This is a genomic window from Kitasatospora sp. NPDC058243, from assembly GCF_042882025.1.
Classification (GTDB): Bacteria; Actinomycetota; Actinomycetes; order Streptomycetales; family Streptomycetaceae; genus Kitasatospora.
Map to the genome: position 1 here is coordinate 59,417 of NZ_JBHVWW010000013.1, position 23,482 is coordinate 82,898.

Here is a 23,482-nt window from a genome sequence, read left to right on the forward strand (position 1 = left end):
GAATGACACCCGAGGACCGCTTCCCCGGGCCTGAACACCCCGACTCAGGCCCCCGCCACCAGCCGGACCTCGACGTGCTGCCGTACGGCACCTACTACGAACCGGAGCCCGCCACCGGCTACCCCGGCACGCCGTACGAAGCGGAGACCTACAGCGGCTACGGCGGAGCCCGCTACCTGGAGCAGCACTGGCCCGCCGACGGGCAGGACCACACCGTGCACGCCCCGGAGAACGCCCCGGTCTTCCACCAGGACCACCCCGGTTCCCACCAAGACCACCCCGGCTACGAGCCGACCCTGCCCGACCAGCAGTCCCCAGGCCACCAGGCCCCCGGCCACCAGGCCCCCGGCCGCGACGACCCGCCGACCATCGAACTCGGCCCGCCGCTGCCCGACCCCTCCGCGCCCAGCTACCCGTACCCCGCCCCCGGCCCCGGCGAGCCCCCCGGCCCGCTCTACGTCGTCGGCGACGTGCACGGCTACCTGGAGGAACTGCGCGCCGAGCTGCGCCACCAGGGCCTGATCGACGCCGAAGGCCACTGGTCCGCCGGCCGCTCCCGGATCTGGTTCCTCGGCGACTTCACCGACCGCGGCCCCGACGGCATCGGCGTCATCGACCTCGTGATGCAGCTCGCCGCCGAAGCCGCCGCCGCCGGCGGCTACTGCCGTGCCCTGATGGGCAATCACGAACTGCTCTTCCTCGGCGCCGCCCGGTACGGCGACGAACCCGTCCAGTCCACCGCCGGCACCGCCTCCTTCCTCGCCGCCTGGCGGCTCAACGGCGGCCAGCAGCACGACCTGGACCGCCTGGAGGGCCACCACATCAGCTGGCTCTCCCGGCTGCCCGCCATCGCGCTGGAGGACGGCCACCTGCTGCTGCACTCCGACACCACCGCGTACCTGGAGTACGGCGAGTCCATCCCCGACGTCAACGACGCCGTCCACAGCCTGCTCGCCGACGAGGGCGTCGACGAGTGGTGGGACTGCTTCCGCCGCTTCACCAAGCGCTTCGCCTTCCGCGGCGACGCCGGCCCGACGGCCGTCCACGAACTCCTCGACACCTACGGCGGCACCCGCATCGTGCACGGGCACAGCCCCATCCCGTACCTCACCGGCGCGGTGCACGCCGACGACGGCCAGCCGCCGCACATCCCCGGCCCCTACGTCTACGCCGACGACCTCGCGGTGGCCATGGACGGCGGTGTCACCATGGAAGGGCGCCTGCTCGTCGCCCGACTCCCCGTCAACTGAGGCCCGCGGGCCAGGGCCAGTCGAACGGGCGTTCCCGGCGCCCGGGCCACCGCACGCGCGCGGGCCGGGGCGCGAAATTCCGGAAACCGACTGTCAGCACGGCCGCGCCCGCCCCTACCATGAGGCACACCACACCCGGCCGCCCGTCCGGCGGCCCGCCTCCGCGCCCGTTTCGGCGCCCCTGAGGGCCCCGCGGCCCCTGGGGCGGAGCGAACCGGGGTCCGCATGAACGGGGTCCCCATGACCAACCCCCCGCCGCTGCTCGCCGAGGACCGCCCGGAATACGAGCGCCTCCTCGCCGAAGCCCTGCGCGACCGCACCGTCCTCACCGCCCTACGCGCACCCGGCGCGCTCACCACCGACCAGCTGCGCATCCGCGCCCTGCGCGACGCCGACGCCATCGCCGCCGCGGCCGCCACCGAGTACGCGCACTACACCCGGCTGCGCGAGACCCTGCGCACCACACCCCCGCCGCCCCCGGGCGCCGAACCCATCGCCCCCGGACTGCTCACCCAACTGCGCTCCGCCAACGGCGGCGCCGGGCTCTTCCCCGTCCTCACCGTGCTCACCCCGGTCCTCGCCTGGACCGCCGCCCTCGTCCTGCTGCTCATCGGCTACCTGCTGCGCGCCGCCAACCCCGACCTCACCCTCGCCCGCAGCCTCGTCACCGCCGGCTGGGTCGCCCTCGCCGCCGGAGTCGCCGCGATGGCCATCGGCATCATCGGACTCGTCCTCACCGCCATACGCGACGGCGGCGCCGCCGCCCCGGCCGGCACCGACCCCGAACTCGCCGCCGAACTCGCCGACGCCCGCCGCGAATGGCGCACCGCGCTGCGCGACCACGGCCTGCTCCCCTACCTGCACACCCACCTGCCCGCCGTCCCCGCCGGCGCCCCCGACTTCACCAGCCCGGGGTACACCTCACCCGACTTCTCCAGCCCGGGCCCCGTCCCCACCGCCGACTACACCTCACCCGACTTCACCAGCCCCGGCACCGTCCCCACCCCGGCCCCCGACTTCACCGCCCCCGGCTACACCAGCCCCGCCTTCACCAGCCCCGACGACGTCACCTGACACCCGAACCCCGGCCAGTCCAGCAGGAGTTCGGCCGCCGGGGTGCGGTTGCCGGTCGCCGACGCCGCCGCCATGGCCGTGGAAGCCGTCTCCGGATCGGTGCGGGGCGGCACGACCAGGAGGAGGAAGTGGTCCTGGAAGCCGCGGGTGACGCTGATGGTCGCGTGGCTGCTGGTGAGCCAGTTGACCCTGATCAGGAGGCCGTTCACCACGACGGACCGGGGCACGCCGTCCCAGGCCGAGGTGTCGAGGCCCACCCGGATGATGCGCCCCAGGTGGGCGCCGAGCGCGGTGACCAAGTCCGGCAGTTCGGCCAGCACCCGGTTCGAACGCGGCCACCAGGCGCCGTCGAAGACCCCGCCCCGCGACATCGTCGGCTCCAGCACCAGACGTGGCAGCAGCGGGACGCCGGGCACGGACCACGGCCCGGGGGTGGCGGGAACAGGGAGGGGGATCGGCAGCATCAGAAGCCGCCCGTCCGGTCCGCAGGGACCTGTCATGACCTAGGGCGACACCAGCGCCGGTACCGGTATACGGAATGTCCTCGGTTGTCTCCCAACGGTACTCCGCGGCACCCTCCGACGGGCCTCCCGTCACGGGAGTACGCTCGAAGACATCCAGGGCATTCCGCATCCCGGTACCCGTTCCGGCTTCGTTCTGGGTGAAGGGTCGTCCGAGCCGTTCCGGCCGGGCACCCGGGGACGGGAAGCGGTGACCACCGTGACCACTCACGCCCCGCAGGCGGCACGCACCGGTCACGGCCTCACGGTCGCCGACGCGATGGAGCCCTGCGAGTACCAGATAGCCGACGACAGCACCGTCGACCAGGCCAACGACATCCTGCGCGGCGCCCACGTCGAGTACCTGCTCGTCCGCGACCACGACGGCCGGTGCGAGGGGCTGGTCACCCGCACCGGGCTCCACACCTTCCTGGAGCACCCCCGGACCACCGAGCGGACCTCGATCAGCACCACCGCGCACCAGCGCGGCCCGTTCGCCTGGCCGGCCCTGGGCCTGGCCCTGGCCGCGATCACGATGCGGATCAAACGCATGGCGGTCTGGCCCGTCGTCGACGACGACGGCTACATCCTCGGCATCCTCACCGCCGACCGCGCCACCGGCCTCCTCGAACCCGCCCCCGCCCTCGCCTGACCCGCACCGCCCCGCCGGGCACCGCTGAGGCGCGCTGCTCCGGCTAGGGGCCGGTCGAGGCGAAGACCTCGATGTCGCACTTCGCCGCGCCGCTGCGCCTGATCCTCGCGTCACTGGTGATCAGCGGTACGCCGAGGGCCTCCGCCAGGGCGACGTACTGGGCGTCGTAGGCGCTGAGGTTGGCATGCAGCTTCTTCACCCTGTCCCAGAACGCCAGCGTCTCCCGCTTGGCAATGGGAAGCATCCGGTAGGCGGCGACCGCTCGTTCCACTTCCCGCTCGGTCAGCTTGCCGCCCCGCTGCATGCCGAGGAGGGCCGACTGGATCTCGTAGTCCAGGAGGGTGGGGGCGTAGACGTCCCCCGCCGCGGCCACCCGGCCCCGGACGAGTTCCCCGTCCGGGCCGTGCGCCGTGAGGACCAGGACCAGGGCGGAACAGTCGATGACGATCAACGCCCGGCTCGCCCCTCGTCGATGGCCGCGACGACGTCGGCGGCACTGACACGGGCGGTGGTCTCGCGGTCCAACCGCGCCATCATCTCCGCCATCGTGGGCCTGGACGCCTCCCTGGCGATCAGGTCCTGCATGAACGCCTGCAGCGACTTGCCGGCCTGGGCGGCGCGGACCTTCAGGGTCTGGATCTGGTCGTCCGGGACGTCCCGGATGGTGAGCGCTGTCATATCTGCATTCTAGCGCCGATGCCTGCACAATGCAGACTGTCAAGCCCGCGCGGTTCGCGCGGCAGCCTCAGTCGGCCAGTCGCAGCCCGACTAGGGGCAGATCAACTCGATGGTCGGGAAGTACGTGCGGTAGCGCGTGGCATCACGGGTCAACAACCGGTAGCCGCGCACCGCCGCATGCGCACCGATGTAGAAGTCCGGCAACGGTGCGGTCTTCTGCCCGCCGCGCTTGCGGTACAGCAGAAATGCCTTGCCGGCCAGGAACCCCGCCTCGTAGGGGAGCGGCTCCCGCCCGAAGTCCTCGGCCGGAAGGACGGCGTCAAGGTCCTCGATCGCGGCGTATGCCACCGAGACCTCCGCGTAGACGATCGGGTTGATCACCACTTCGCCCTCGTCCTGGGCCTTGGACAGCGCGGCCTCCGACCAATCGGCCCAGGTCTCGTCGTCCGTCATCAGATCCAGCAGCACGCAGGAGTCCACCAGCGTCACCGGCCGCGCCCGGCCCGGTTCGACCAGCCTCAACCGGCTACTCGCCACGCAACAGCTCCATGATCTCGTCAGTGGACATGCCGCCCGCGGCGCTTCCCCTCATCCGGCGGGCCGCCCGCTGCCCCCTGGTGCTGTGGCCCGCCCGACGCACTATCCGCAGGACGCCGTCCTCCTCGATGACGTCCACCTCATCCCCGGGACGCAGGCCGCACTTCTCGCGAAGATCCGCAGGGATCGTGACCTGCCCCTTGCTGTTGAGCCGCATCTCCCACCTCCGAAGTAGCACGTATTACCACTACCACGTAATACTAGCTCGGCGACCGGCTCCCCCGGTGGCCCGCGTGCAGCCCCGTGGCCCAGGCATGCCGAAGCGCTGCCACAGGAACAGCGAGACACCCGGAGCAGCGCTTCGACAGAACGACGTCAGTCGGCGAGGGGGAGGTAGACCCGGTTGCCCTGGGCGGCGAACTCGGCGGACTTCTCCGCCATGCCCGCCAGGGCCTCTGCGTCGAACTCGGTCTCCACGGCGCTGGAACCGTCGCCGTGCTCGGCGCGGATCTTCTGACTGATCTTCATCGAGCAGAACTTCGGGCCGCACATGGAGCAGAAGTGGGCCGTCTTGGCGGGTTCGGCGGGGAGGGTCTCGTCGTGGAAGGCGCGGGCGGTCTCCGGGTCGAGGGCCAGGTTGAACTGGTCCTCCCAGCGGAACTCGAAGCGGGCGTCGGAGAGGGCGTCGTCCCAGTCCTGGGCGCCGGGGTGGCCCTTGGCGAGGTCGGCGGCGTGGGCGGCGATCTTGTAGGTGATCACGCCGGTCTTGACGTCGTCGCGGTTGGGCAGGCCCAGGTGCTCCTTGGGCGTGACGTAGCAGAGCATCGCGGTGCCCCACCAGGCGATCATCGCGGCGCCGATGCCCGAGGTGATGTGGTCGTAGCCGGGGGCGACGTCGGTGGTGAGCGGGCCGAGGGTGTAGAACGGCGCCTCGTCGCAGATCTCCTTCTGGAGATCCATGTTCTCCTTGATCTTGTGCATCGGGACGTGGCCCGGGCCCTCGATCATCACCTGGACGTCGCGCTCGCGGGCGATCCGGCCGAGTTCGCCGAGGGTCTGCAGTTCGGCGAACTGCGCCTCGTCGTTGGCGTCCGCGATGGAGCCGGGGCGCAGGCCGTCGCCGAGCGAGAAGGTGACGTCGTAGCGCGCGAGGATGTCGCAGAGCTCCTCGAAGTTGCTGTAGAGGAAGTTCTCCTGGTGGTGCGCCAGGCACCAGGCGGCCATGATCGAGCCGCCGCGCGAGACGATGCCGGTCTTGCGGCGGGCGGTCAGCGGGACGTACCGGAGCAGGACGCCGGCGTGGACGGTCATGTAGTCGACGCCCTGCTCGCACTGCTCGATGACGGTGTCCCGGTACACCTCCCAGCTCAGGTCCTCGGCCTTGCCGTCGACCTTCTCCAGGGCCTGGTAGAGCGGCACGGTGCCGATCGGCACGGGGGAGTTGCGCAGGATCCACTCGCGGGTGGTGTGGATGTTGCGGCCGGTGGAGAGGTCCATGACGGTGTCGGCGCCCCAACGGGTGGCCCAGGTCATCTTCTCCACCTCCTCCTCGATCGAGGAGGTGACGGCGGAGTTGCCGATGTTGGCGTTGATCTTCACCAGGAAGTTGGTGCCGATGATCGCCGGCTCCACCTCGGGGTGGTTCACGTTGACCGGGATGACGGCCCGGCCGCGGGCCACCTCGGCCCGCACGTACTCGGGGGCGAGGCCCTCGCGCAGCGCCACGAACTCCATCTCGGGGGTGACCACGCCCCGCTTGGCGTAGGCGAGTTGGGTGACGGCGGCACCGCCGCGGCCGCGCAGCGGGCGGCGCGGGCGGCCCGGGAAGACGGCGTCCAGGTTGCGCAGGTTCCCGCCGCGCGGCGAGGTGTGCTTGATCCCGTCGTCCTCGGGGCGCGCCTCGCGGCCGTCGTACTCCTCGACGTCGCCGCGCAGGCGGATCCAGGCGTCGCGCAGGGCGGGCAGGCCGCGCCGCACGTCGGGTTCGTAGGCCTGGTCGGTGTACGGGCCGGAGGTGTCGTACAGCGGGACGGTCCTGCCGTTGGTGAGCTGCACCTCGCGGTACGGGACCCGCAGGTCGGGCCGGGACCCTTCGCGGTAGGCCTTGCGCCAGGCCGGGGTGGGGTAGCCGGTGCCGGCGCTGGTGACGGAGGCGGTGGCGGTGGCGGCCTCGCCGGTCTCGCTGCCGCCGGCCTCGGTGCCGCTGTTCCCGGTGCTGCGGGCAGGCTGCGGCTGTGCTTCGAACGTGGTCATCTGACCTCAAACTCCCTACGCCGGCATTACCCGGTCAGGTTCCTGCGGTCGACGCAGCCGTCGGTCCGTCCGTCGACGTCCCGGTCAGCGCCCTCTCAGCCCGGTGCTCCGAGCTCCCGCGTCGGCAGGCGGTGTTGCCTGCACATGACGCCCAACACCGTAGCGAGCCGATCGCCGCAGGTCCAGCACGCCTCCGGCCGGCCGGACGCCGCGCCGGGAACGCCGAAGGCCCGGCCCCCGTCCAGGGGGCCGGGCCTCGGGCGGTTGCTCAGCCCTTGGCGGCCTTCTTCACCAGGACCACCACGGCGGCGGCGATGCCGGCGACGACCAGCACCTTGATCAGAATGCTCAGCAGGGCGCCGACGACACCGAAGACGAATCCCACGATGTTCCAGAGCAGCACCAGGACCAGCACCGGGATGACGATGTTCCGCACCCAGGAGGGCAGCGACTTCCAGAGCTCAGCCATGACCGTTCCTTCTCTCCCCGTGGGGTCGGCTGCCGTCCGGTGCCGCATCCCGCTTGCTTTCGGTACTTCGATCGTACGGGGACACGAGTGCCGGAACGAGGCCCGATGGCCCGGAGAGAACCCCTAGATCACCCCGACCCGGGGCCCCGGGGAGACCCGGGTACGGGCATCGGGGACGACCCCCGGAAAGGGCCCCGCACCCCATGCGACCAGCGGTCAGACCGGCCAGCGCTCGCCGCGCCACGCGGCGTCCCAGAACATCCACTCGTAACGCGAGGTGGTCGTGAAGTGCTCGACGACCCGGCGCCGTTCGGCCGGGGAGATCTCCTCGCCGAGGCGGTCGGTGAGCGCCAGCACCCGGCGGACGACGGACTGGAACGCCTCGTCGCCGTAGGTGGCGATCCACTTGGCGTACAGCGGGTCGGGGGAGCCCTGGGCGAGCAGCGCCTCGCCGACCCGGGCGTAGATCCAGTAGCAGGGCAGCACCGCGCCGACGGCCTCGGCGAAGGAGCCGCCGTAGACGGTGGCCAGCAGGTAGCTGGTGTAGGCCCGGGTGGTGGGCAGCACCGGTTCGGCGGCGGCCTGCTCGGCACTGCCGCCGAAGGCGGTCAGGAACTCGGCGTGCATGCCCTGTTCGGCGGCCAGCGCGCCGACCGCGTCGTCGGCGAAGGCCCGCACGTCCTCCTCGCCGGGCGCCTTGGCGGCGCAGACGGCGAGCGCGCGGGCGTAGTCGCGCAGGTAGTGCGAGTCCTGGACGACGAAGTGGCGGAAGGCCGCACGCGGCAGGGTGCCGTCGGTGAGGCCGCCGATGAAGGGGTGGGCGAGGATCTCGGCGTACACCGGCTCGATGGCCGCCCAGAGTTCTTCCGTCAGGCTCTTGCTCATGCCCAGGACCCTAGACGGTCGGCCCCAAGCCGGGCTCCGGTCGGCCCCCGGCAGGTCCGCAGACGGTCAGCCCTCGGGCGGGGAGAACACCACCAGGACCCGCAGTTCCTCGGTGACGTGGTGGAAGCGGTGCTCGGTGCCGGCCGGGACGTAGACGACGGTGCCGCGCCCGACCGTGGCGGTCTCGGCGCCGACGGTCAGTTCGGCGCGGCCGCTGATCACCTGGTAGATCTCGTCCTGGTCGTGCGCGGTCTGCGGGTCGGTGTCGCCGGGGGAGAGCGCGTAGAGCCCGGCCGACATCCGCGGTTCGCGCAGGAAGCGCAGGTACGCACCGTCGTTCGCCGCGCGTTCGACGTCCAGTTCGTCCAACCGGAACAGCTTCACCGCTGCTCCCCTCCTTCGTCCATCCACCGTGCGGGCCACGGGCATTCAACACCACGGGCGCCGGACCGGGGCCGCCAAGATGTCCGGCGGGAGCGCCAACATGTCCGAGGAGAGCTTCCCCCGGGGCGGCGGGGCCTGCCAGGCTTGGGCGTCATGAAGGGTTTCCTCATCAAGACAGTGATCAACGCGGTGGCCATCTGGGTCGCCGCCTGGATCGTCAACGGTATCCAACTCGCGAGCGGCAAGGCCGACCTGGGACACAAGGCCCTGACGGTGGTCGCCGTCGCCGTGGTCTTCGGCCTGGTCAACTTCCTGATCAAGCCGCTGGTCAAGCTGTTCTCGTTCCCGCTGTTCATCCTCACCCTGGGGCTGATCACCTTCGTGATCAACGCCCTGATGCTGTGGCTGACCTCCTGGGCCGCGGGGAAGCTGCACCTGGACTTCAACGTCACGGGCTTCGTGCCGGCGCTGCTCGGCTCGCTGATCATCAGCCTGGTCTCGTGGGGGCTGCACCTGGCCCTGGACGACGACTGACCTCGGCCGTGGCCGGGCACCGACTGGCCGAACCCGACCTGGCCGGTCACCGACCGGCCGAACACGAGAGGGGCCCGCGCCCGGGTGGTTCACCCGGCGCGGGCCCCTTCGTCGGTGGCGGCGGCGCGGCCACCGCTCACCCCGCGTTCTCACATCCCCGGAGGATGTCCGCGAGCTGGGCGTCGAGTTCCTGCCCGGTGATCTCTTGGCCCATCGGCACCAGCCGGTCGGTGCGCGCCAGGAAGGCGACCAGCGGCGGCGCCGAGGCCCGCAGCAGGGCGTCCCCCTCGGGGGAGTGCAGCACGATGCAGACCTCGGTGAGCTCCTCGCCGACCGGGTGGATGTGCACGTCGCCCTCGCCGGAGGGCCGGCTGATGCCGTCGAGCAGCAGCTCGCGCGCGAACACCCAGGTGACGGGTTCGTCGCCGGGCAGGTGGAAGGTGAACCGGACGGCGTACGGGTCGCCGGGCTCGTACTCCAGGTCCACCACGATGCGGAAGGAGAGCTCGTGCGAGACCACGAGGTTCATCACCAGGTGTCCCTGGACTGTGCTGTGCTGCATGGCGCCAGTACCTCTCGTGGGGCGTGGGGGGCGGCCGGGTGGGCCGTGCGGTGGGGGCGGGGGGCTTCGGATGCGGGGGGCTTCGGGCGTGGGGCCGGGATCGTCAATTGCTGGGTGGGTGGCGGTTTCTGACGGTTTTGTGCAACCAATCCCTGTTAGATCACCATCGTCCACGTTTGGGGACGTAGTGGACAAGGTGTGCTTTTTCAAATGGTGAACGGACGGGATCCGTACCGGCGCGAGGAGCGTCAGAGGACGAACGACGGGCCCATCGCGCCCACGCTGCGCCGCAGTTGGCCGGCGACGACGGTCAGCCGGTCGGCCTGTTCGACCGGCAGCGACAGGGCCATGGTGGCGACCATCGGCCCGACGGTGATGGGGACGGCCGCGCAGACGGTGCCGAGCGCGTACTCCTGACGTTCCAGGACGGGCATGGTCGGCCGCAGCGAGGCGAGCCGGCGCAGGACGGCGGCCTCGCCGGTGACGGTGGAGGGGGTGAGCCCGACCGGCGGGTGGCGGGCGAGGTGGTCACGGCGCTCCTCCTCGGACAGTTGGCCGAGCAGGCACTGGCCGATGGCGTGCGCGTGGCCGGTGGCGCGGAGGTCGGCCCAGGGCTGGACGGCGGGGCGGCCGGGGTCGTCGGCGACGTCCACCACGTGGATCTCGCCGTCCCGGTAGAGCGCGAAGTAGACCGGGGCCCCGAGTTCGTCCCGTAACCGCTGCATCCGCGTGCGCAGGTCGTGCCGGTCGGACTGCCGGTCGTCGGCCCGGCCTATGCCGTTGACCGACTCCCCGTAGAAGAACCGGCCGTCGGAGCGCCGGAGGTAGCCCTCGTGGGTGAGGGTGCGCAGCAGGTGGTAGGCGGTGCCGAGCGGCAGTCCGGCGGCGCGGGCCAGTTGCTTGGCGGTGGCGCCCTGCCGGAATCCCCCGACGGCCTCCAGCAGCCGCAGCGCCCGCTGGACGGAGCCGATCAGGGTGGGGCCGCGGCCTTTGCCCGGCGAGGTGGACGGCGAGGTGGACGGCGAGGTGGGCGTCGGCGGGCTGCCGGGCGGCGAGGTGGGCGTCGGCGACCTGGCGACGCGCCCGGTGCGGACCGTCCTGGACGGCTCTGCGATCTGATCCATGGCCACGTCCATCCCCCAGCCCGAGTCAATGCACAGAAAGGGCATCCGGAGCGAAGCCCTCCGATCTGCCCGATAGTGGCTCATTGCAGCACAGGGATGACCTCCCTGCAATCACTCTTACAGCGATCACTCGGCAAAATCCTTCGATTCGAAGGTAAATATCAGAATCGATCGACATTTGGAAGATCAGTTCAAGATTCACCTTCGCTATCCAAGATCTATCCGCAGTTACTCCCCGCCCCCGAACGGACGCACCGGTTCGGGCGGGTTTCGGCCGGACCGTCCCGCGGGAGACTCCCGCACAACGCTCCAGCCCCGGAGGTCGCCATGGGCCCCGACAACCGAACCCCGCCGCCCCGCCCGGTGGTGAAGCGCACCGCGCGGGCGATCCTGCTGGAGCTCGACCCGGACGACCCGTACGGCCCGGCCTCGATCGTGCTGATCCGGCGGGTCCGGCCCGGCTCGCCCCAGCCGTACTGGATCACTCCCGGCGGCGGGGTCGAACGCGGCGACCGCACCGTGGTCGAGGCGCTGCACCGCGAGGTGGACGAGGAACTCGGCGGCAAGATCGTCGACGTGGTGCCCGCCTTCGTCGACACCATCAGCCACACGCACCATGACGACGGCACCCTGCTCCACCCGCACGGGGTCAAGGTGCAGCACTTCTTCGCCTGCCGGCTCGCCTCGATGGACCTCAGCCGGCGGCACGGCCCCGAGGTGGACGAGCCCAACGGCGAGTACCAGGTGGTCCGGTTGCCGTTCACCCGCGAGGGGGTGACCTCCGTCAACGTCGTCCCGCCCCGGCTGCGGGCGTACCTGGCGGCCAACATCGAGGGCGTCCGCGCGCTGCTCGCCCCGGACCTCGGCTGACCGACCGATCACCCCGCCGCCCACTCACCCCGCCGCCCGCTCACCCCGCCGCGAGGTCGCCCACCAGGTCGTGCCGGATCCGCTCGGCCGGCACGCCCGAGCGCAGCAGCACCCCGACGCCCCGGCGGACCATCGCGGGCGGCCCGCTGAGGAACGCCTCCCGCCCGGCCCACGGCCCGAACCGCCCTACCACCTCAGGGAGTTCGCCGGTCAGCGCACCCTCGGCCGGCCCGGCGCCGGAGAGCACCGGCCGCACCGCGAGCCACGGCAGCCGCCGGGCCAACTCGTCCAGCCCGTCCAGCTCGTACAGATCGGCGGCGCGGCGGGCCCCGTAGAACACGTCGACGGCGCCGACCGGCGTGCCGCACTCGGCCACCTCCTCGACCAGCGCGCGGATCGGCGCGATGCCGGTGCCGCCGCCGAGGCAGAGCAGGTCCGCGCCGGCGACGTGGTCGGCGGTCATCGTGCCGGCCGCCGGGCCCAGCCGCAGGACGTCCCCGGGCGCGGCCCGGTGGACGAGCGCGTTGCTCACCCAGCCCGCCTGGACGGCCTTCACGTGGAAGGTCAGCAGCCCGTCCGGCCGGGGGGCCGAGGCGAACGAGAAGTGCCGCCAGACCCGCGGCCACCAGGGCGTCTCCAGACTGGTGTACTGCCCGGCCCGGTACGGGTACGCCTGGTCCGGCCGGACGGTGATCACCGCGACGTCCCGGGTGCGGCGCTCGTGCCGGACCACCTCGCCCTGCCACCAGGGCGGCGAGGTGCGGGCGGCGTCCTCGGCGGCCTCGATCATGATCGAGGAGACCAGCCGGTAGACCCGGCGCCAGGCCAGCTCGGTCTCGGCGTCCCACCGGCTGCCCGCGTACCTGGCCAGCGCCTGCACCAGGCACTCGCCCACCGGGCCGTAGTGGCCGGTCAGCGTGCCGTACCGGCGGTGGCCGCGGCCGAGCGCGCCGAGGTGGACGCGCAGGCCGGCCGGGTCGTCGGCGCTGCGGGCGGCGGCCAGCAGCGCGCGGAACAGGCGGTCCCGCTGGACGTCCATGGCGGCGGGGAAGAGCGCCCGGACCTCGGGGTGGTGCAGGAAGATCAGCGCGTAGAAGTGCGCGGTGGCGCGGTCGGCGACCGGCTCGACGACCACCAGGCTGGCCCGGATCAGCTCCACGTCCCGTACGGTGAGCGGCTGTTCGACGGCGGAGGCGCCGCGGTCGGGGGCGCTGCGGTCGGGGGCGGGCAGCGGGGCGGGCAACGGGGCCGACAGTTGGGTCGGCCGGCCCTCGGCGGGCTCCTGCGCGGCCCAGGCCCTGCTCCAACTGTCGCCGGGTCCAGCCCAGTTGAGGCCGGGAGCATCGGTGAACAGCGGCCGGAACGCGGGGGCGGCAGGCGGCTCGGCAGGCGGCTCCGGGTAGCCGGGCGCGGGGACGGCCGGCGGCTGCACCGGCGGGGCGGGCACCCACGGGAGGGCGGGCACCGCCGGGAGGACGGCCGTCGGCGCCTCGGCCGGGATCTGCGGCGGGATCTGCGGCGGGAGGTCCGGCGGGTCCAGCGGCATCGGCGGCCGTTCGAGCCCCGCCCCGGCCGCCCTCTCGGCTGCCATCCCGGCCGCCGTCCCGGCCGCCGTCACCTCGGCCGTCACGTGCGCCGTCGGGTCCGCCGCCATGTCCGCCGGGAGCTCCGGCAGGCCCGGGACGGAGGCGGCGCCCGCCGATCCGTACCCGGTGCGGACCAGAAGTGTTCTGCGGGACTTCACCGCAACGTTTCGAGTACCCAAGAGAATCGTTTCGCCTCCGGCCGCCCTGCGCCACCACCTGGCTTGTCTCTGCTGGCGCCTAGGCAGCGTGGCACGCCCGAACTGCTCATCCGACAAATCACGCGAAGCCCGGACACCCGGGCCCGGGACGCGCTACTCTCCCTCGATTCGCGCCCCGTCGCCCTGGGTGCGGAGCACGCCACCCAGGGCGACCGAGCCGTGCTCAGAGCTGCCGCAGCAGCGTCCCCGGCCGCTCCACGCAGTCCGCGACGAACCGCAGGAAACCGCCCGCCGTCCCGCCGTCGCAGACCCGGTGGTCGAAGGTGAACGACAGCTGCACGACCTCGCGCACCGCCAACTCCCCCTCGTGCACCCAGGGTTTGGCGACGATCCGGCCGACCCCGAGCATCGCCGCCTCGGGGTGGTTCAGGATCGGGGTGGAGCCGTCCACGCCGAACACCCCGTAGTTGTTCAACGTGAAGGTGCCGCCGGTCAGTTCGGCCGGCGTGAGCGAGCCGTCGCGCGCCGCCTCGGTCAACCGGCCCAGCTCCTCGCCGAGTTGCTCGGTGGTGCGGGCGTGGGCGTCCCGCACCACCGGGACGACCAGACCCCGCTCGCCCTGCGCGGCGAAGCCCAGGTGCACCGCCGAGTGCCGGATGATGCCCGAACCATCCTCCGTCATACTGGAGTTGAGCTCCGGGAAGCGGGCCAGCGCGACCGTACAGATCCGGGCGAGCAGCGCCAGCACGCTCACCTTCGGGCCCGGGGCGGCATTCAACTGCCGCCGCAGCAGCATCAGTTCGGTGGCATCGGTGTCCACCCAGCAGGTCACGGCGGGGATCTCCCGGTGGCTGCGGCTGAGCTTCTCGGCCACCGCCTTGCGCAGCCCGCGCAGCGGGACGACGCCCTCCCTCGCCACCGGCGCCGGAGCCGTCGGCGCCGTCGGGGCCGCCGCCTTCACCGCGACCGCCCGTTCGACGTCCGCACGCATGATCAGCCCGTCCGGGCCGCTGCCGGAGAGCGCGGCCAGGTCGACCCCCTGTTCCCGGGCCAGCCGCCGCACCAGCGGTGAGATCACCGGCACCACGCCCGGAACGGTCCGCACCACCAGCGCGGGAGCCGCAACAACAACCGGAACAGCAACAGGAACGACAGCAGGAACAGCACCCCCCACCCGGCGCCGCCGCCCGCCCTTCCCCGGCTCGGCGACCCCGTACCCGACCAGCGGCCGCTCCACCTCCGCCGCCGCCCCGGCCAGCATCCCGGCCGCCGCCTCGGCCAGCAGCGAGGCCCCGTCCGCCGGAGCCACCGCGACCGTCACCAGCGGCGCGCCCACGGCGATCTCCTCGCCCTCCTCGCCGTACCGGGCGGTGACCACCCCGCCGTACGGGCAGGGCACCTCCACCACGGCCTTGGCGGTCTCCACCTCCACCACCGGCTGGTCGACCGCGATCACCTCGCCGACCTCGACCAGCCACCGCACCACCTCGGCCCCGGTGAGTCCCTCACCGAGGTCGGGCAGCCGGAACTCGCGCACGACGGGCATCATCCTCGGTCCTCCCACTGCAGCCGGGCGACCGCGTCCAGGATCCGGTCCACCCCGGGCAGGTGGTGGTGCTCCAGCATCGGCGGCGGGTACGGGATGTCGAAGCCGGTCACCCGCAGCACGGGCGCGGCCAGGTGGTGGAAGCAGCGCTCGGTGACCCGGGCGGCGATCTCCGCACCGGTGCCACCGAAGCCGCTCGCCTCGTGCACCACCACGGCCCGGCCGAGCGAGCGCACCACCCGGCAGACCGTCTCGTCGTCGAACGGCACCAGGGTGCGCAGGTCCAGCACCGCGAGGTCCCAGCCCTCGGCCTTCGCCGTCTCGGCCGCCTCCAGGCAGACCGGCAGCGAGGGCCCGTAGGTGATCAGCACGGCGGAGGTGCCGGCCCGCCGCAGCACGGCCCGGCCGATCGGCTCGACCGGCGCGGCCGGGTCGAACCCGTCCTTGCCCCAGTAGAGCCGCTTGGGCTCCAGGAAGACCACCGGGTCGTCGGAGGCGATCGAGGCCCGCAGCAGCCCGTACGCGTCGGCGACCGTCGCCGGGGTGACCACGTGCAGGCCGGGGGTGGCCGCGTAGTACGCCTCGGAGGCGTCGCTGTGGTGCTCGACCCCGCCGATGCCGCCGCCGTACGGGATGCGGACGGTGATCGGCAGCGGGAGTCGGCCGGCCGTGCGGTTGCGCATCTTGGCGACGTGCGAGAACAGCTGCTCCAGCGCCGGGTAGGCGAAGGCGTCGAACTGCATCTCGACGACCGGGCGCAGCCCGTACATCGCCATGCCGATCGCGGTGCCGAGGATGCCGGCCTCGGCCAGCGGGGTGTCCAGGCAGCGGTCGGGGCCGAACTCGGCGGTCAGCCCGTCGGTGATCCGGAAGACGCCGCCGAGCGCGCCGACGTCCTCGCCGAGCACGTGCACCGCCGGGTCCTCGCGCAGGGCGTCGCGCAGCGCCGCGTTGAGCGCCTGCGCCATGGTCGCCGTACGGGTCGGTGTGGCCGTCTGGTTCATCAGTGCTGCACCTCGGCCTCGGCGGCCAGCTCGGCGGACAACTGGGCGGCCTGTTCCCGCAGTTGCGGGGTCGGCTCGGCGAAGACATGGGTGAACAGCGCCATCGGGTCCAGCTCGGGGTCGGCGTGGAACTCGGCCCGCATCCGGGCCGCCAGCGCCTCCGCCTCGTCGGCCGCCGACTGCACCAGCGCGTCGTCCAGGACGCCGAGTTCGCGCAGCGAGCGGTCCATCAGCAGGATCGGGTCGTACTCCCGCCAGGCGGCCACCTCCGGATCGGTGCGGTAGCGGGTGGCGTCGTCGGCGTTGGTGTGCGCCTCGACCCGGTAGGTGAGCGCCTCGACCAGGGTCGGGCCGCCGCCGGTCCTGGCCCGCTCGACCGCCTCGGTCAGGACGCCGTGCACGGCGGGCGCGTCGTTGCCGTCCACCAGCCGGCCCGGCATGCCGTAGCCGACGGCCTTGTGGGCGAGGGTGGGCGCGGCGGACTGCGCGCTGAGCGGGACGGATATCGCGTAGCCGTTGTTCTGCACCAGGAAGACCACCGGTGCCTGGAGCACCGCGGCGAAGTTCAGCGCCTCGTGGAAGTCGCCCTCGCTGGTGCCGCCGTCGCCGAGCATGGCCAGTGCGACCACCGGCTCGCCGGCCAGCCGGGCGGCGTGCGCCAGCCCGACGGCGTGCGGGGCCTGGGTGGCGAGCGGGGTGCAGAGCGGGGCGGTGCGGGTGGCGCGCGGGTCGTAGCCGGTGTGGGCGGTGCCGCGCAGCAGGGTCAGCGCCTCCAGCGGGTCGACGCCCCGGGAGACCACCGCGAGGGTGTCGCGGTAGCTGGGGAACAGCCAGTCGGCCTCGCCGAGCACCAGCGCGGCGGCGACCTGGCAGGCCTCCTGGCCGGTGGACGCCGGGTAGACGGCCAGCCGGCCCTGCTTGGTCAGGGTGGTGGCCTGCTGGTTGAAGCGGCGGCCGACCACCAGGCGGCGGTACAGCTCGCGCAGCAGTGCGGGGTCGTACTTCTCCAGCGCGGGGGTGCCGAGCACCCGGACCGGTGAGGCGTCCGGGAGCAGGGGGGCCGGGTCGGTCCGCGGGGCGGTGGCCCCGGGGGTCCAGCCGGGCACCGCCGTGTGGTGTCTGTGGTCGAGAACGGTCATCTCGGGGCACCTCCTGGGGTGGCGGGGGCTCCCTACCGATTGTTCGGTCGTCTGTTCATCTTGACCAGAAGCGTGACAAGGTGGTGGACATTCGGCCTGAGCGGCGGTCGACTGGTGGCAGTGTGTCCAATCGGCGAGGGTGGGGGGTCATGTCGGCTGAACAGATGTCCAGACTCGACCGGGTCGACCGTTCGATCCTGCGGCTGCTGCAGCAGGACGGCCGCGCCTCGATCCGCTCGGTGGCCGAGCGGGTGCACGTGTCCCGGGCGAACGCCTACGCCCGGATCTCCAGGATGGTCGAGGACGGCATCATTCGCGGCTTCACCGCCCGCGTCGACCACGAACGGGCAGGTCAGGGCGCGTCCGCGTACATCACCCTGAAGATCGTCCAGAACTCCTGGCGCACGGTCCGGGGGCAGCTGCTGGAGCTCCCCGGGGTCGCCCACATCGCCCTGGTCGGCGGAGACTTCGACGTCCTGCTGCTGGTGCACACCGCGGACAACCACGCGCTGCGGGAGCTGGTGCTGGGCAGCATCCAGTCCATCCCCCAGGTGCTCGGCACCCGGACCATGCTGATCTTCGAGGAGACCGACCAGGTCCCCCCGGACTGACGGCCGGGCCACCGGCCGGCCGGTGGCGGCTACCGCGCGCGCAGCCCGTCGAAGGCCAGGTGGACGACCGCGTCCGCGACGCCGTCGGTGCCCTTGAGGCCCGGCCGGTACCACTCCACGATCGAGTTGATCATCCCGAACAGCAGCCGGGTGGCCAACCGCGGCTCGACGTCCGCGCGCAGCGCACCGTCCGCGACCGCCGCCCGCAGCAGCTCGGCGACCTGGTGGTCGAACTCCCGGCGCCGCTCCAGCGCCCACTGCTCGGTCACCGTGTTCCCGCGCACCCGCAGCAGCAGTGTCACGTACGGCAGTTCCGCGAGCAGCACCTCGGCGGTGCGGCGCACCACGTGCTCCAGCCGCTCCACCGCCGGGCCCCGCACCGCCGCCGGCTCGGCCAGGATCGCGAACAGCCCGTCCAGCGCCCGCCCGACGGCCAGCCGCAGCAGCTCCTCCTTGCCGCGGACGTGGTGGTAGATGGACGACTTGGAGATCCCGGCCGCCCGGGACAGGTCCTCCATCGAGGTGCCGTCGTAGCCGCGCTCGTTGAACACGTCGACGGTCACCGCGAGCAGTGACTCCACGGTGTAGGCGGTACGCGTGCTGTGATCGGCCATCCTCCGAGTATCCCCGGCCGCCCCGCGCCGTACGCGATCGGGTCGGTTGGTCCACACCAGGCCCCGATGCGCAGGCCCTAGACTCGGCGGACGATCGTCCACGTCCAGCAGGGTGGGGTCCAGTCCGAATGAACGCAATACCGGCCGTCGCCTCCGACGTGCCCGAGCAGCGCAGCGATGATCCGGGGGGCGTGCCCGGCAGCGGCTGGCGGGAAGGCGCCCGCGCCCTGGTGGTCCGGTTCGGGCCGGCGGTGTGGTGCTACGCGGTGCTGAAGCTGATCGGCTTCACCGTCTTCATGAAGCTGCTCTCCTTCTCCGGCGACTACCTCAAGAAGCCGGCCCGGTTCGGCGGCGGCGCCAACCCCTGGGACGTGCTGGCCACCTGGGACGGCTGGTGGTACCAGCAGGTGGCCCAGTTCGGCTACCACCCGGCGCTGGTCACGATCCCCAACGGCCCGGTCGGCTTCTCCGTCGAGCAGAACTCCGCCGCGTTCTTCCCGCTCTACCCGGGCCTGATGCGGATGACCTCGGACGTCACCGGCCTCGGCCTGTACGGCGCCGGGATGCTGGTGTCGGTGGTGGCCTCGCTGTTCGCCGCCGCCGGGATCTACGCCGTGGTGGACCGGATGGCCGGCCCCAGGGCGGGCGTGATCGCGGCCGGGATCTGGGCGATCGCCCCGGGCTCGGGCGCCGAGTGGGCGGTCTACTCGGACTCCACCTTCGTCGCGCTGGCCGCCTGGGCCTGCTACTGCGTGATGACCAAGCAGTGGGTCGCCGCCGGGGTGATCACCCTGGTCACCGGGCTCAACCGGCCGACCGCCGCGGCGCTGATAGGCGCGGTCGGCCTGGCCGCGCTGGTGGAGCTGTACCGGCGGGAGAGCGGCGTCCTGCGCCCGCTGACCGCGATGCTGCTGGCCCCGGTCGGCCTGCTCGGCTACGTGGCCTGGGTGGGCTGGCGGATGGGCGAGTGGGGCGGCTACTTCCGGCTCCAGCACGACGCCTGGCTGCACTACTTCGACTGGGGCCAGGGCACCTGGCACGCGATCCGCGGCGTGCTGCTGGGCCGCAACGACTACCCGTTCGCGTTCCCGGTGCCGGACCTCTTCGCCACCCTGATCGTGCTCACCCTGCCGGTGCTGATCGTGCTGCTGATCCGGCTGCGCCCGCCGCTGGTGCTCACCGCCTACACGCTGGCCACGATCGTCTCGGTGCTGGGGAGCCTCGGCATCTTCGGCAACGTCTCGCGCTACCTGCTGCCGGCGTTCCCGCTGCTGATCGCGCTCGCGGTGGCGATGCGCAAGCTCAGCTGGCCGGTGCTGGCCGCGGTGCTGGGTTTCGGGGCGGTCGCCTCCGGCTGGTACGCGGGGTACGTCATCTTCGAGCTGGGCGTGCCGTAGGCCCTGCCCGGCACCGGCCCACGGGGGCGCGTCCACCACGGACGCGCCCCCGCGCGTTTTCCGGACACCGCGCCCGCGCGTTTCCGGACACCACCCCCGTGCGTTTTCCCGGATTCCGTCCCCTGCACCCTCTTGAGCCGACCGATCGTTCGGTTACCCTGTGACGTGTCCCGTCCTCCCTCCTGAGGAGCGCACAGATGTCCGCAGCGGTCACCCACCCCCTCGTCGGCGAGCTGGTCGAGCGCCACCAGGCCACCCTGGACGCCGCCCTCGACGCCGCCGCCAAGCGCGACTACTGGTCGCCCTACCCCGAGTTCCCGAAGGCGTACGGCGAGAGCGGCCCGGCGGACGGCAAGGCCGCCTTCGACGCCCTGCTCGGCAAGCCGTTCACCCTCGACGGCCACCCCGCCGACGGCGACCTGGTCGGCGGCGAAGCCTCCCCGTACGGCATCGAGCTGGGCATCGGCTACCCGCACGCCGAGCCGGACGCGCTGATCGCCGCGCTGAGCGCCGCCCGGCCCGACTGGGCCGCCGCCACCCCGCTGGAGCGCGCCGCCGTCTGCCTGGAGATCCTGCACCGGATCAACGCCCGCTCCCACGAGTTCGGCCAGGCCGTCATGCACACCACCGGCCAGGCCTACGGCATGGCCTTCCAGGCCGGCGGCCCGCACGCCCAGGACCGCGGCCTGGAGGCGGTCACCTACGCCTACGCCGAGCAGACCCGGCTGCCCCGCCGGGCCGGCTGGACCAAGCCCCAGGGCAAGCGCGAACCGCTGGTGATGACCAAGGAGTTCACCGTCGTCCCGCGCGGCCTCGCGCTGCTGGTCGGCTGCAACACCTTCCCCACCTGGAACGGCTACCCCGGCCTGTTCGCCTCGCTGGCCACCGGCAACCCGGTGCTGGTCAAGCCGCACCCGCGCGCCGTGCTGCCGCTCGCGCTGACCGTCCGGACCGCCCGCGAGGTGCTCGCCGAGGCCGGCTACGACCCCAACCTGGTCTGCCTGGCCGTCGAGCACGAGGGCGGCACCGTCGCCCAGACCCTCGCCGTCCGCCCCGAGATCCGGCTGATCGACTACACCGGCTCCACCGCCTTCGGCGACTGGCTGGAGGAGCACGCCAAGCAGGCCGAGGTGTACACCGAGAAGGCCGGCGTCAACGCGGTCGTCATCGACTCCACCGACGACTACAAGGGCATGCTCGGCAACCTGGCCTTCGCCCTCTCGCTCTACAGCGGCCAGATGTGCACCACCCCGCAGAACCTGCTGATCCCGCGCGGCGGCATCGCCACCGACCAGGGCGACAAGTCCTACGACCAGGTCGTCGCCGACCTCGCCGCCGCCATCGACGGCCTGCTCTCCGACGACGCCCGCGCCGCCGCCATCCTCGGCGCCGTGGTCAACCCGGGCGTGCTGCAGCGCTCGGCCGCCGCGGCCGGCGGCGAGTACGGCGAGCTCGCCCTCGCCCCGCGCGCGGTGACCTCGCCGGACTTCCCCGGCGCGACCGTCCGCACCCCCGCGCTGGTCAAGCTGGACGCCGACAAGCCGGACGACCGCGCGGTCTTCCGCACCGAGTGCTTCGGCCCGGTCTCCTTCGCCGTCGCCGTCGAGTCCACCCCCGCCGCCGTCGAACTGCTGCGCACCACGGTCCGCGACAAGGGCGCCATGACCGCCTCCGGCTACACCACCTCGCCCGAGGTGGAGGGCCTGCTGGTGGCGGCCGCGCTCGACGCCGGCGTCTCGCTCTCGCTCAACCTGACCGGCGGCGTCTACCCCAATCAGACCGCCGCCTTCTCCGACCTGCACGGCACCGGCGCCAACCCGGCCGCCAACTCGGCCTACTGCGACGGCGCGTTCGTCGCCAACCGGTTCCGTACCGTGGAGGTCCGCCGGCACGGCTGAGCGCCGTCCCGGCCCCGTCCGATCCGCTCCGGGCCCCGGCGGTCACCCACCGCCGGGGCCCGGCGGTTCACAGCTCCCCGCGGGCCCTGGATGATGGAGTCTGGGAGAACGCCGGACACGGCGTCCAACCGCCCTCCGAACACCGGGAGCTGACACATGACCGCGAAGCCGACGACCGCCACCGACATCCTGATCGTCGGTGCCGGACCGACCGGACTGCTACTGGCCGGCGACCTCGCCGCGGCCGGGGTCGGCGTCACCGTCCTGGAGAAGCGCGGCGCCGAGTCCAACCTGACCCGGGCCTTCGCCGTGCACGCCCGCAGCCTGGAGCTCCTGGACGCCCGCGGCCTCGCCGACGACCTCATCGCCACCGGCCGCCCGGTCACCGGCCTGAGGATGTTCGACCGCTTCGGCATCGACCTGAGCTCGCTGCCCACCCGCTTCCCGTTCGTCCTGATCACGCCGCAGTACCACGTCGAACGGCTGCTCCAGGAGCGCGCCGAGCAGGCCGGCGCGACCATCCTGCGCGGCGCCGAGGTCACCGCCCTGCGCCAGGACGCCGAGGGCGTCACCCTGGAGACCCGCGACGGGAACACCTTCACCGCCCGGTACGCGGTCGGCACCGACGGCGTCCGCTCCACCGTGCGCGACCTGCTCGGCATCCCGTTCCCCGGCGAGTCCGTGGTCGACTCGGTGATGCTCGCCGACGTCCGGCTGGAGCGCGAGCCCGCCGACACCATCACCGTCGGCGCCAACGAGACCGGCTTCTCCTTCCTGGCCCCCTTCGGCGACGGCTGGTACCGGCTGATCGCCTGGGACCGCAAGGAGCGGCAGCCGGACGGCACCACCCCCTCCCCGGAGCGCCTCGCCGCCATCGCCCGGACCACCCTCGGCGAGGACTACGGCCTGCACGACGTCCGCTGGAGCTCCACCTTCCACAGCGACGAGCGCCAGGCCCCCAACTACCGCTCCGGCCGGGTCTTCCTGGCCGGCGACGCCGCGCACTGCCACTCCCCGGCCGGCGGCCAGGGCATGAACACCGGACTCCAGGACGCCGCCAACCTGTCCTGGAAGCTCGCCGCCGCCCTCCAGGGCCGCGCCACCGACGCCCTGCTCGACACCTACCAGAGCGAACGGCACCCGGTCGGCCGGACGGTGCTGCGCACCTCCGGCGCGCTGATCCGGCTCGCCCTCGCCGAGTCCGCCCCCACCCGCGCCCTGCGCGGGGCGCTCACCACGCTCGGCGGCCACCTCGACCTGGTCACCGAGCGCGGCGCCCGGATGGTCTCCGGCATCGACATCTCCTACCCGGCCCCGAAGGACGCCCACCCGCAGGTCGGCAAGCGCGTCCCGGACCTGCGGCTGACGGCGCTGCGCAAGCCCGTCGAGGGCGCCCCGGCCGCCCCCGAGCGGCTCTACGAGGCGCTGCGCGAGGGGAAGTTCGTCCTGGTCAGCAACGACGAGCTGGCCGCCGCCGAGCCCTGGGCGGACCGCATGGTCACCGCCGCCCCGGCCGACCCGCACGGCAAGCTGCGCGACACCGTCCTGCTGATCCGCCCGGACGGCTACGCCGCCTGGGGCGCCGTCGACCCCGGCCAGGGCGAGCTCCGCACCGCCCTCACCGCCTGGCTCGGCACCCCCTGACCCCCGCCGGCGGGGGGGGGGGGCGCCCCCGCCCCCCCCCCCCCCCCCCTCCTGGGTTCCCCCCCCCTCCCAAACCCCCCCCCCCCCCCCCCCGCCCCCCCCCCCCCCCCCAC

Annotated in this window: 25 protein-coding genes and 1 riboswitch; of the genes, 9 read left to right on the forward strand and 16 right to left on the reverse strand. The window is 72.9% G+C overall.

Annotation, left to right across the window (positions count from 1 at the left end; all coding sequences use genetic code 11):
• Positions 1-2: 2 nt before the first annotated feature.
• Positions 3-1,250 carry a metallophosphoesterase gene (locus tag ACFVX9_RS11980; protein ID WP_380423527.1) on the forward strand — a complete coding sequence of 416 codons (1,248 nt, stop codon included), beginning with the start codon at positions 3-5 and terminating at the stop codon, positions 1,248-1,250.
• A gap of 240 nt (positions 1,251-1,490) precedes the next feature.
• Positions 1,491-2,324: a hypothetical protein gene (locus tag ACFVX9_RS11985; RefSeq protein WP_380371370.1), complete on the forward strand. Its 834-nt coding sequence runs from the start codon at positions 1,491-1,493 to the stop codon at positions 2,322-2,324.
• On the opposite strand, the gene ACFVX9_RS11990 is transcribed toward ACFVX9_RS11985, so the two are convergent.
• Positions 2,282-2,788, reverse strand: a complete 507-nt coding sequence (locus tag ACFVX9_RS11990; protein WP_387981476.1) for a DUF5994 family protein — start codon at positions 2,786-2,788, stop codon at positions 2,282-2,284. The two genes, ACFVX9_RS11985 and ACFVX9_RS11990, sit on opposite strands and share 43 nt — an antisense overlap.
• 256 nt (positions 2,789-3,044) lie before the next feature.
• On the opposite strand from ACFVX9_RS11990, the gene ACFVX9_RS11995 reads away from it, so the two are divergent.
• The gene (locus ACFVX9_RS11995; protein WP_387981477.1) at positions 3,045-3,476 is read left to right on the forward strand and encodes a CBS domain-containing protein; all 432 of its coding nucleotides are present in this window, start codon (positions 3,045-3,047) and stop codon (positions 3,474-3,476) included.
• A 43-nt stretch (positions 3,477-3,519) separates the two neighbouring features.
• Here ACFVX9_RS11995 and ACFVX9_RS12000 read toward each other — a convergent pair whose 3' ends face one another.
• The 8 genes from ACFVX9_RS12000 to ACFVX9_RS12035 form a co-directional block, all read right to left on the reverse strand.
• Positions 3,520-3,927 (reverse strand): type II toxin-antitoxin system VapC family toxin, encoded by a 408-nt coding sequence (locus ACFVX9_RS12000; RefSeq protein ID WP_387981478.1) that lies wholly within the window; start codon positions 3,925-3,927, stop codon positions 3,520-3,522.
• The gene (locus ACFVX9_RS12005) at positions 3,924-4,154 is read right to left on the reverse strand and encodes a hypothetical protein (protein WP_043915407.1); all 231 of its coding nucleotides are present in this window, start codon (positions 4,152-4,154) and stop codon (positions 3,924-3,926) included. The genes ACFVX9_RS12000 and ACFVX9_RS12005 overlap by 4 nt, the downstream gene beginning before the upstream one ends.
• Before the next feature lie 90 nt (positions 4,155-4,244).
• Positions 4,245-4,691, reverse strand: coding sequence for a type II toxin-antitoxin system VapC family toxin (locus ACFVX9_RS12010; RefSeq protein WP_380482890.1), 447 nt, complete (start codon positions 4,689-4,691; stop codon positions 4,245-4,247).
• Complete coding sequence (locus tag ACFVX9_RS12015) at positions 4,681-4,908, reverse strand: AbrB/MazE/SpoVT family DNA-binding domain-containing protein (protein WP_387981480.1); 228 nt, start codon at positions 4,906-4,908, stop codon at positions 4,681-4,683. The genes ACFVX9_RS12010 and ACFVX9_RS12015 overlap by 11 nt, the downstream gene beginning before the upstream one ends.
• 158 nt (positions 4,909-5,066) lie before the next feature.
• Positions 5,067-6,944: a phosphomethylpyrimidine synthase ThiC gene (thiC, locus tag ACFVX9_RS12020; RefSeq protein ID WP_387981482.1), complete on the reverse strand. Its 1,878-nt coding sequence runs from the start codon at positions 6,942-6,944 to the stop codon at positions 5,067-5,069.
• Positions 6,940-7,074, reverse strand: a riboswitch (TPP riboswitch). It overlaps the preceding gene by 5 nt.
• Before the next feature lie 138 nt (positions 7,075-7,212).
• Entirely contained in the window at positions 7,213-7,413 is a 201-nt protein-coding gene (locus ACFVX9_RS12025; protein WP_380482896.1) for a DUF5326 family protein, read from the reverse strand.
• A 216-nt stretch (positions 7,414-7,629) separates the two neighbouring features.
• Entirely contained in the window at positions 7,630-8,298 is a 669-nt protein-coding gene (tenA, locus tag ACFVX9_RS12030; RefSeq protein ID WP_063348422.1) for a thiaminase II, read from the reverse strand.
• 66 nt (positions 8,299-8,364) lie between these two features.
• Positions 8,365-8,682 (reverse strand): cupin domain-containing protein, encoded by a 318-nt coding sequence (locus ACFVX9_RS12035; protein WP_063348423.1) that lies wholly within the window; start codon positions 8,680-8,682, stop codon positions 8,365-8,367.
• A gap of 153 nt (positions 8,683-8,835) precedes the next feature.
• Here ACFVX9_RS12035 and ACFVX9_RS12040 point away from each other — a divergent pair, with 153 nt between their 5' ends.
• Positions 8,836-9,216 (forward strand): phage holin family protein, encoded by a 381-nt coding sequence (locus ACFVX9_RS12040; RefSeq protein WP_063351244.1) that lies wholly within the window; start codon positions 8,836-8,838, stop codon positions 9,214-9,216.
• Positions 9,217-9,352: 136 nt separating this feature from the next.
• On the opposite strand, the gene ACFVX9_RS12045 is transcribed toward ACFVX9_RS12040, so the two are convergent.
• Positions 9,353-9,778, reverse strand: coding sequence for an SsgA family sporulation/cell division regulator (locus tag ACFVX9_RS12045; protein ID WP_380371351.1), 426 nt, complete (start codon positions 9,776-9,778; stop codon positions 9,353-9,355).
• A 248-nt stretch (positions 9,779-10,026) separates the two neighbouring features.
• Positions 10,027-10,902, reverse strand: a complete 876-nt coding sequence (locus ACFVX9_RS12050; protein WP_380371348.1) for an IclR family transcriptional regulator — start codon at positions 10,900-10,902, stop codon at positions 10,027-10,029.
• A gap of 327 nt (positions 10,903-11,229) precedes the next feature.
• Between ACFVX9_RS12050 and ACFVX9_RS12055 the strand changes: the two genes are divergently transcribed.
• Positions 11,230-11,772: an NUDIX domain-containing protein gene (locus ACFVX9_RS12055; RefSeq protein WP_063348425.1), complete on the forward strand. Its 543-nt coding sequence runs from the start codon at positions 11,230-11,232 to the stop codon at positions 11,770-11,772.
• 40 nt (positions 11,773-11,812) lie between these two features.
• Here the strand turns inward: ACFVX9_RS12055 and ACFVX9_RS12060 are convergent, their stop codons facing one another.
• The 4 genes from ACFVX9_RS12060 to pdhA all read right to left on the reverse strand — a co-directional run bounded on the left by ACFVX9_RS12060 (position 11,813) and on the right by pdhA (position 17,205).
• The gene (locus tag ACFVX9_RS12060; protein ID WP_387981485.1) at positions 11,813-13,516 is read right to left on the reverse strand and encodes a globin domain-containing protein; all 1,704 of its coding nucleotides are present in this window, start codon (positions 13,514-13,516) and stop codon (positions 11,813-11,815) included.
• A gap of 223 nt (positions 13,517-13,739) precedes the next feature.
• Entirely contained in the window at positions 13,740-15,062 is a 1,323-nt protein-coding gene (locus ACFVX9_RS12065; RefSeq protein ID WP_387981507.1) for a dihydrolipoamide acetyltransferase family protein, read from the reverse strand.
• Entirely contained in the window at positions 15,062-16,066 is a 1,005-nt protein-coding gene (locus tag ACFVX9_RS12070) for an alpha-ketoacid dehydrogenase subunit beta (protein ID WP_380482902.1), read from the reverse strand. Before ACFVX9_RS12070 ends, ACFVX9_RS12065 begins: the two co-directional genes overlap by 1 nt.
• The gene (pdhA, locus tag ACFVX9_RS12075) at positions 16,066-17,205 is read right to left on the reverse strand and encodes a pyruvate dehydrogenase (acetyl-transferring) E1 component subunit alpha (protein WP_063348428.1); all 1,140 of its coding nucleotides are present in this window, start codon (positions 17,203-17,205) and stop codon (positions 16,066-16,068) included. Before pdhA ends, ACFVX9_RS12070 begins: the two co-directional genes overlap by 1 nt.
• A 164-nt stretch (positions 17,206-17,369) precedes the next feature.
• Here pdhA and ACFVX9_RS12080 point away from each other — a divergent pair, with 164 nt between their 5' ends.
• Positions 17,370-17,816, forward strand: coding sequence for an Lrp/AsnC family transcriptional regulator (locus ACFVX9_RS12080; RefSeq protein ID WP_380371340.1), 447 nt, complete (start codon positions 17,370-17,372; stop codon positions 17,814-17,816).
• A 29-nt stretch (positions 17,817-17,845) separates the two neighbouring features.
• Here the strand turns inward: ACFVX9_RS12080 and ACFVX9_RS12085 are convergent, their stop codons facing one another.
• On the reverse strand, positions 17,846-18,430 hold the full coding sequence (locus ACFVX9_RS12085; RefSeq protein ID WP_063348430.1) for a TetR/AcrR family transcriptional regulator: 585 nt from the start codon (positions 18,428-18,430) through the stop codon (positions 17,846-17,848).
• A 128-nt stretch (positions 18,431-18,558) separates the two neighbouring features.
• On the opposite strand from ACFVX9_RS12085, the gene ACFVX9_RS12090 reads away from it, so the two are divergent.
• The 3 genes from ACFVX9_RS12090 (at position 18,559) to ACFVX9_RS12100 (ending at position 23,369) form a co-directional block, all read left to right on the forward strand.
• The gene (locus ACFVX9_RS12090) at positions 18,559-19,827 is read left to right on the forward strand and encodes a hypothetical protein (protein ID WP_363368170.1); all 1,269 of its coding nucleotides are present in this window, start codon (positions 18,559-18,561) and stop codon (positions 19,825-19,827) included.
• 197 nt (positions 19,828-20,024) lie between these two features.
• Positions 20,025-21,725 carry a phenylacetic acid degradation protein PaaN gene (paaN, locus tag ACFVX9_RS12095; protein ID WP_063348432.1) on the forward strand — a complete coding sequence of 567 codons (1,701 nt, stop codon included), beginning with the start codon at positions 20,025-20,027 and terminating at the stop codon, positions 21,723-21,725.
• Between the two features lie 156 nt (positions 21,726-21,881).
• The gene (locus tag ACFVX9_RS12100; RefSeq protein ID WP_380562046.1) at positions 21,882-23,369 is read left to right on the forward strand and encodes an FAD-dependent monooxygenase; all 1,488 of its coding nucleotides are present in this window, start codon (positions 21,882-21,884) and stop codon (positions 23,367-23,369) included.
• Positions 23,370-23,482 lie beyond the last annotated feature (113 nt).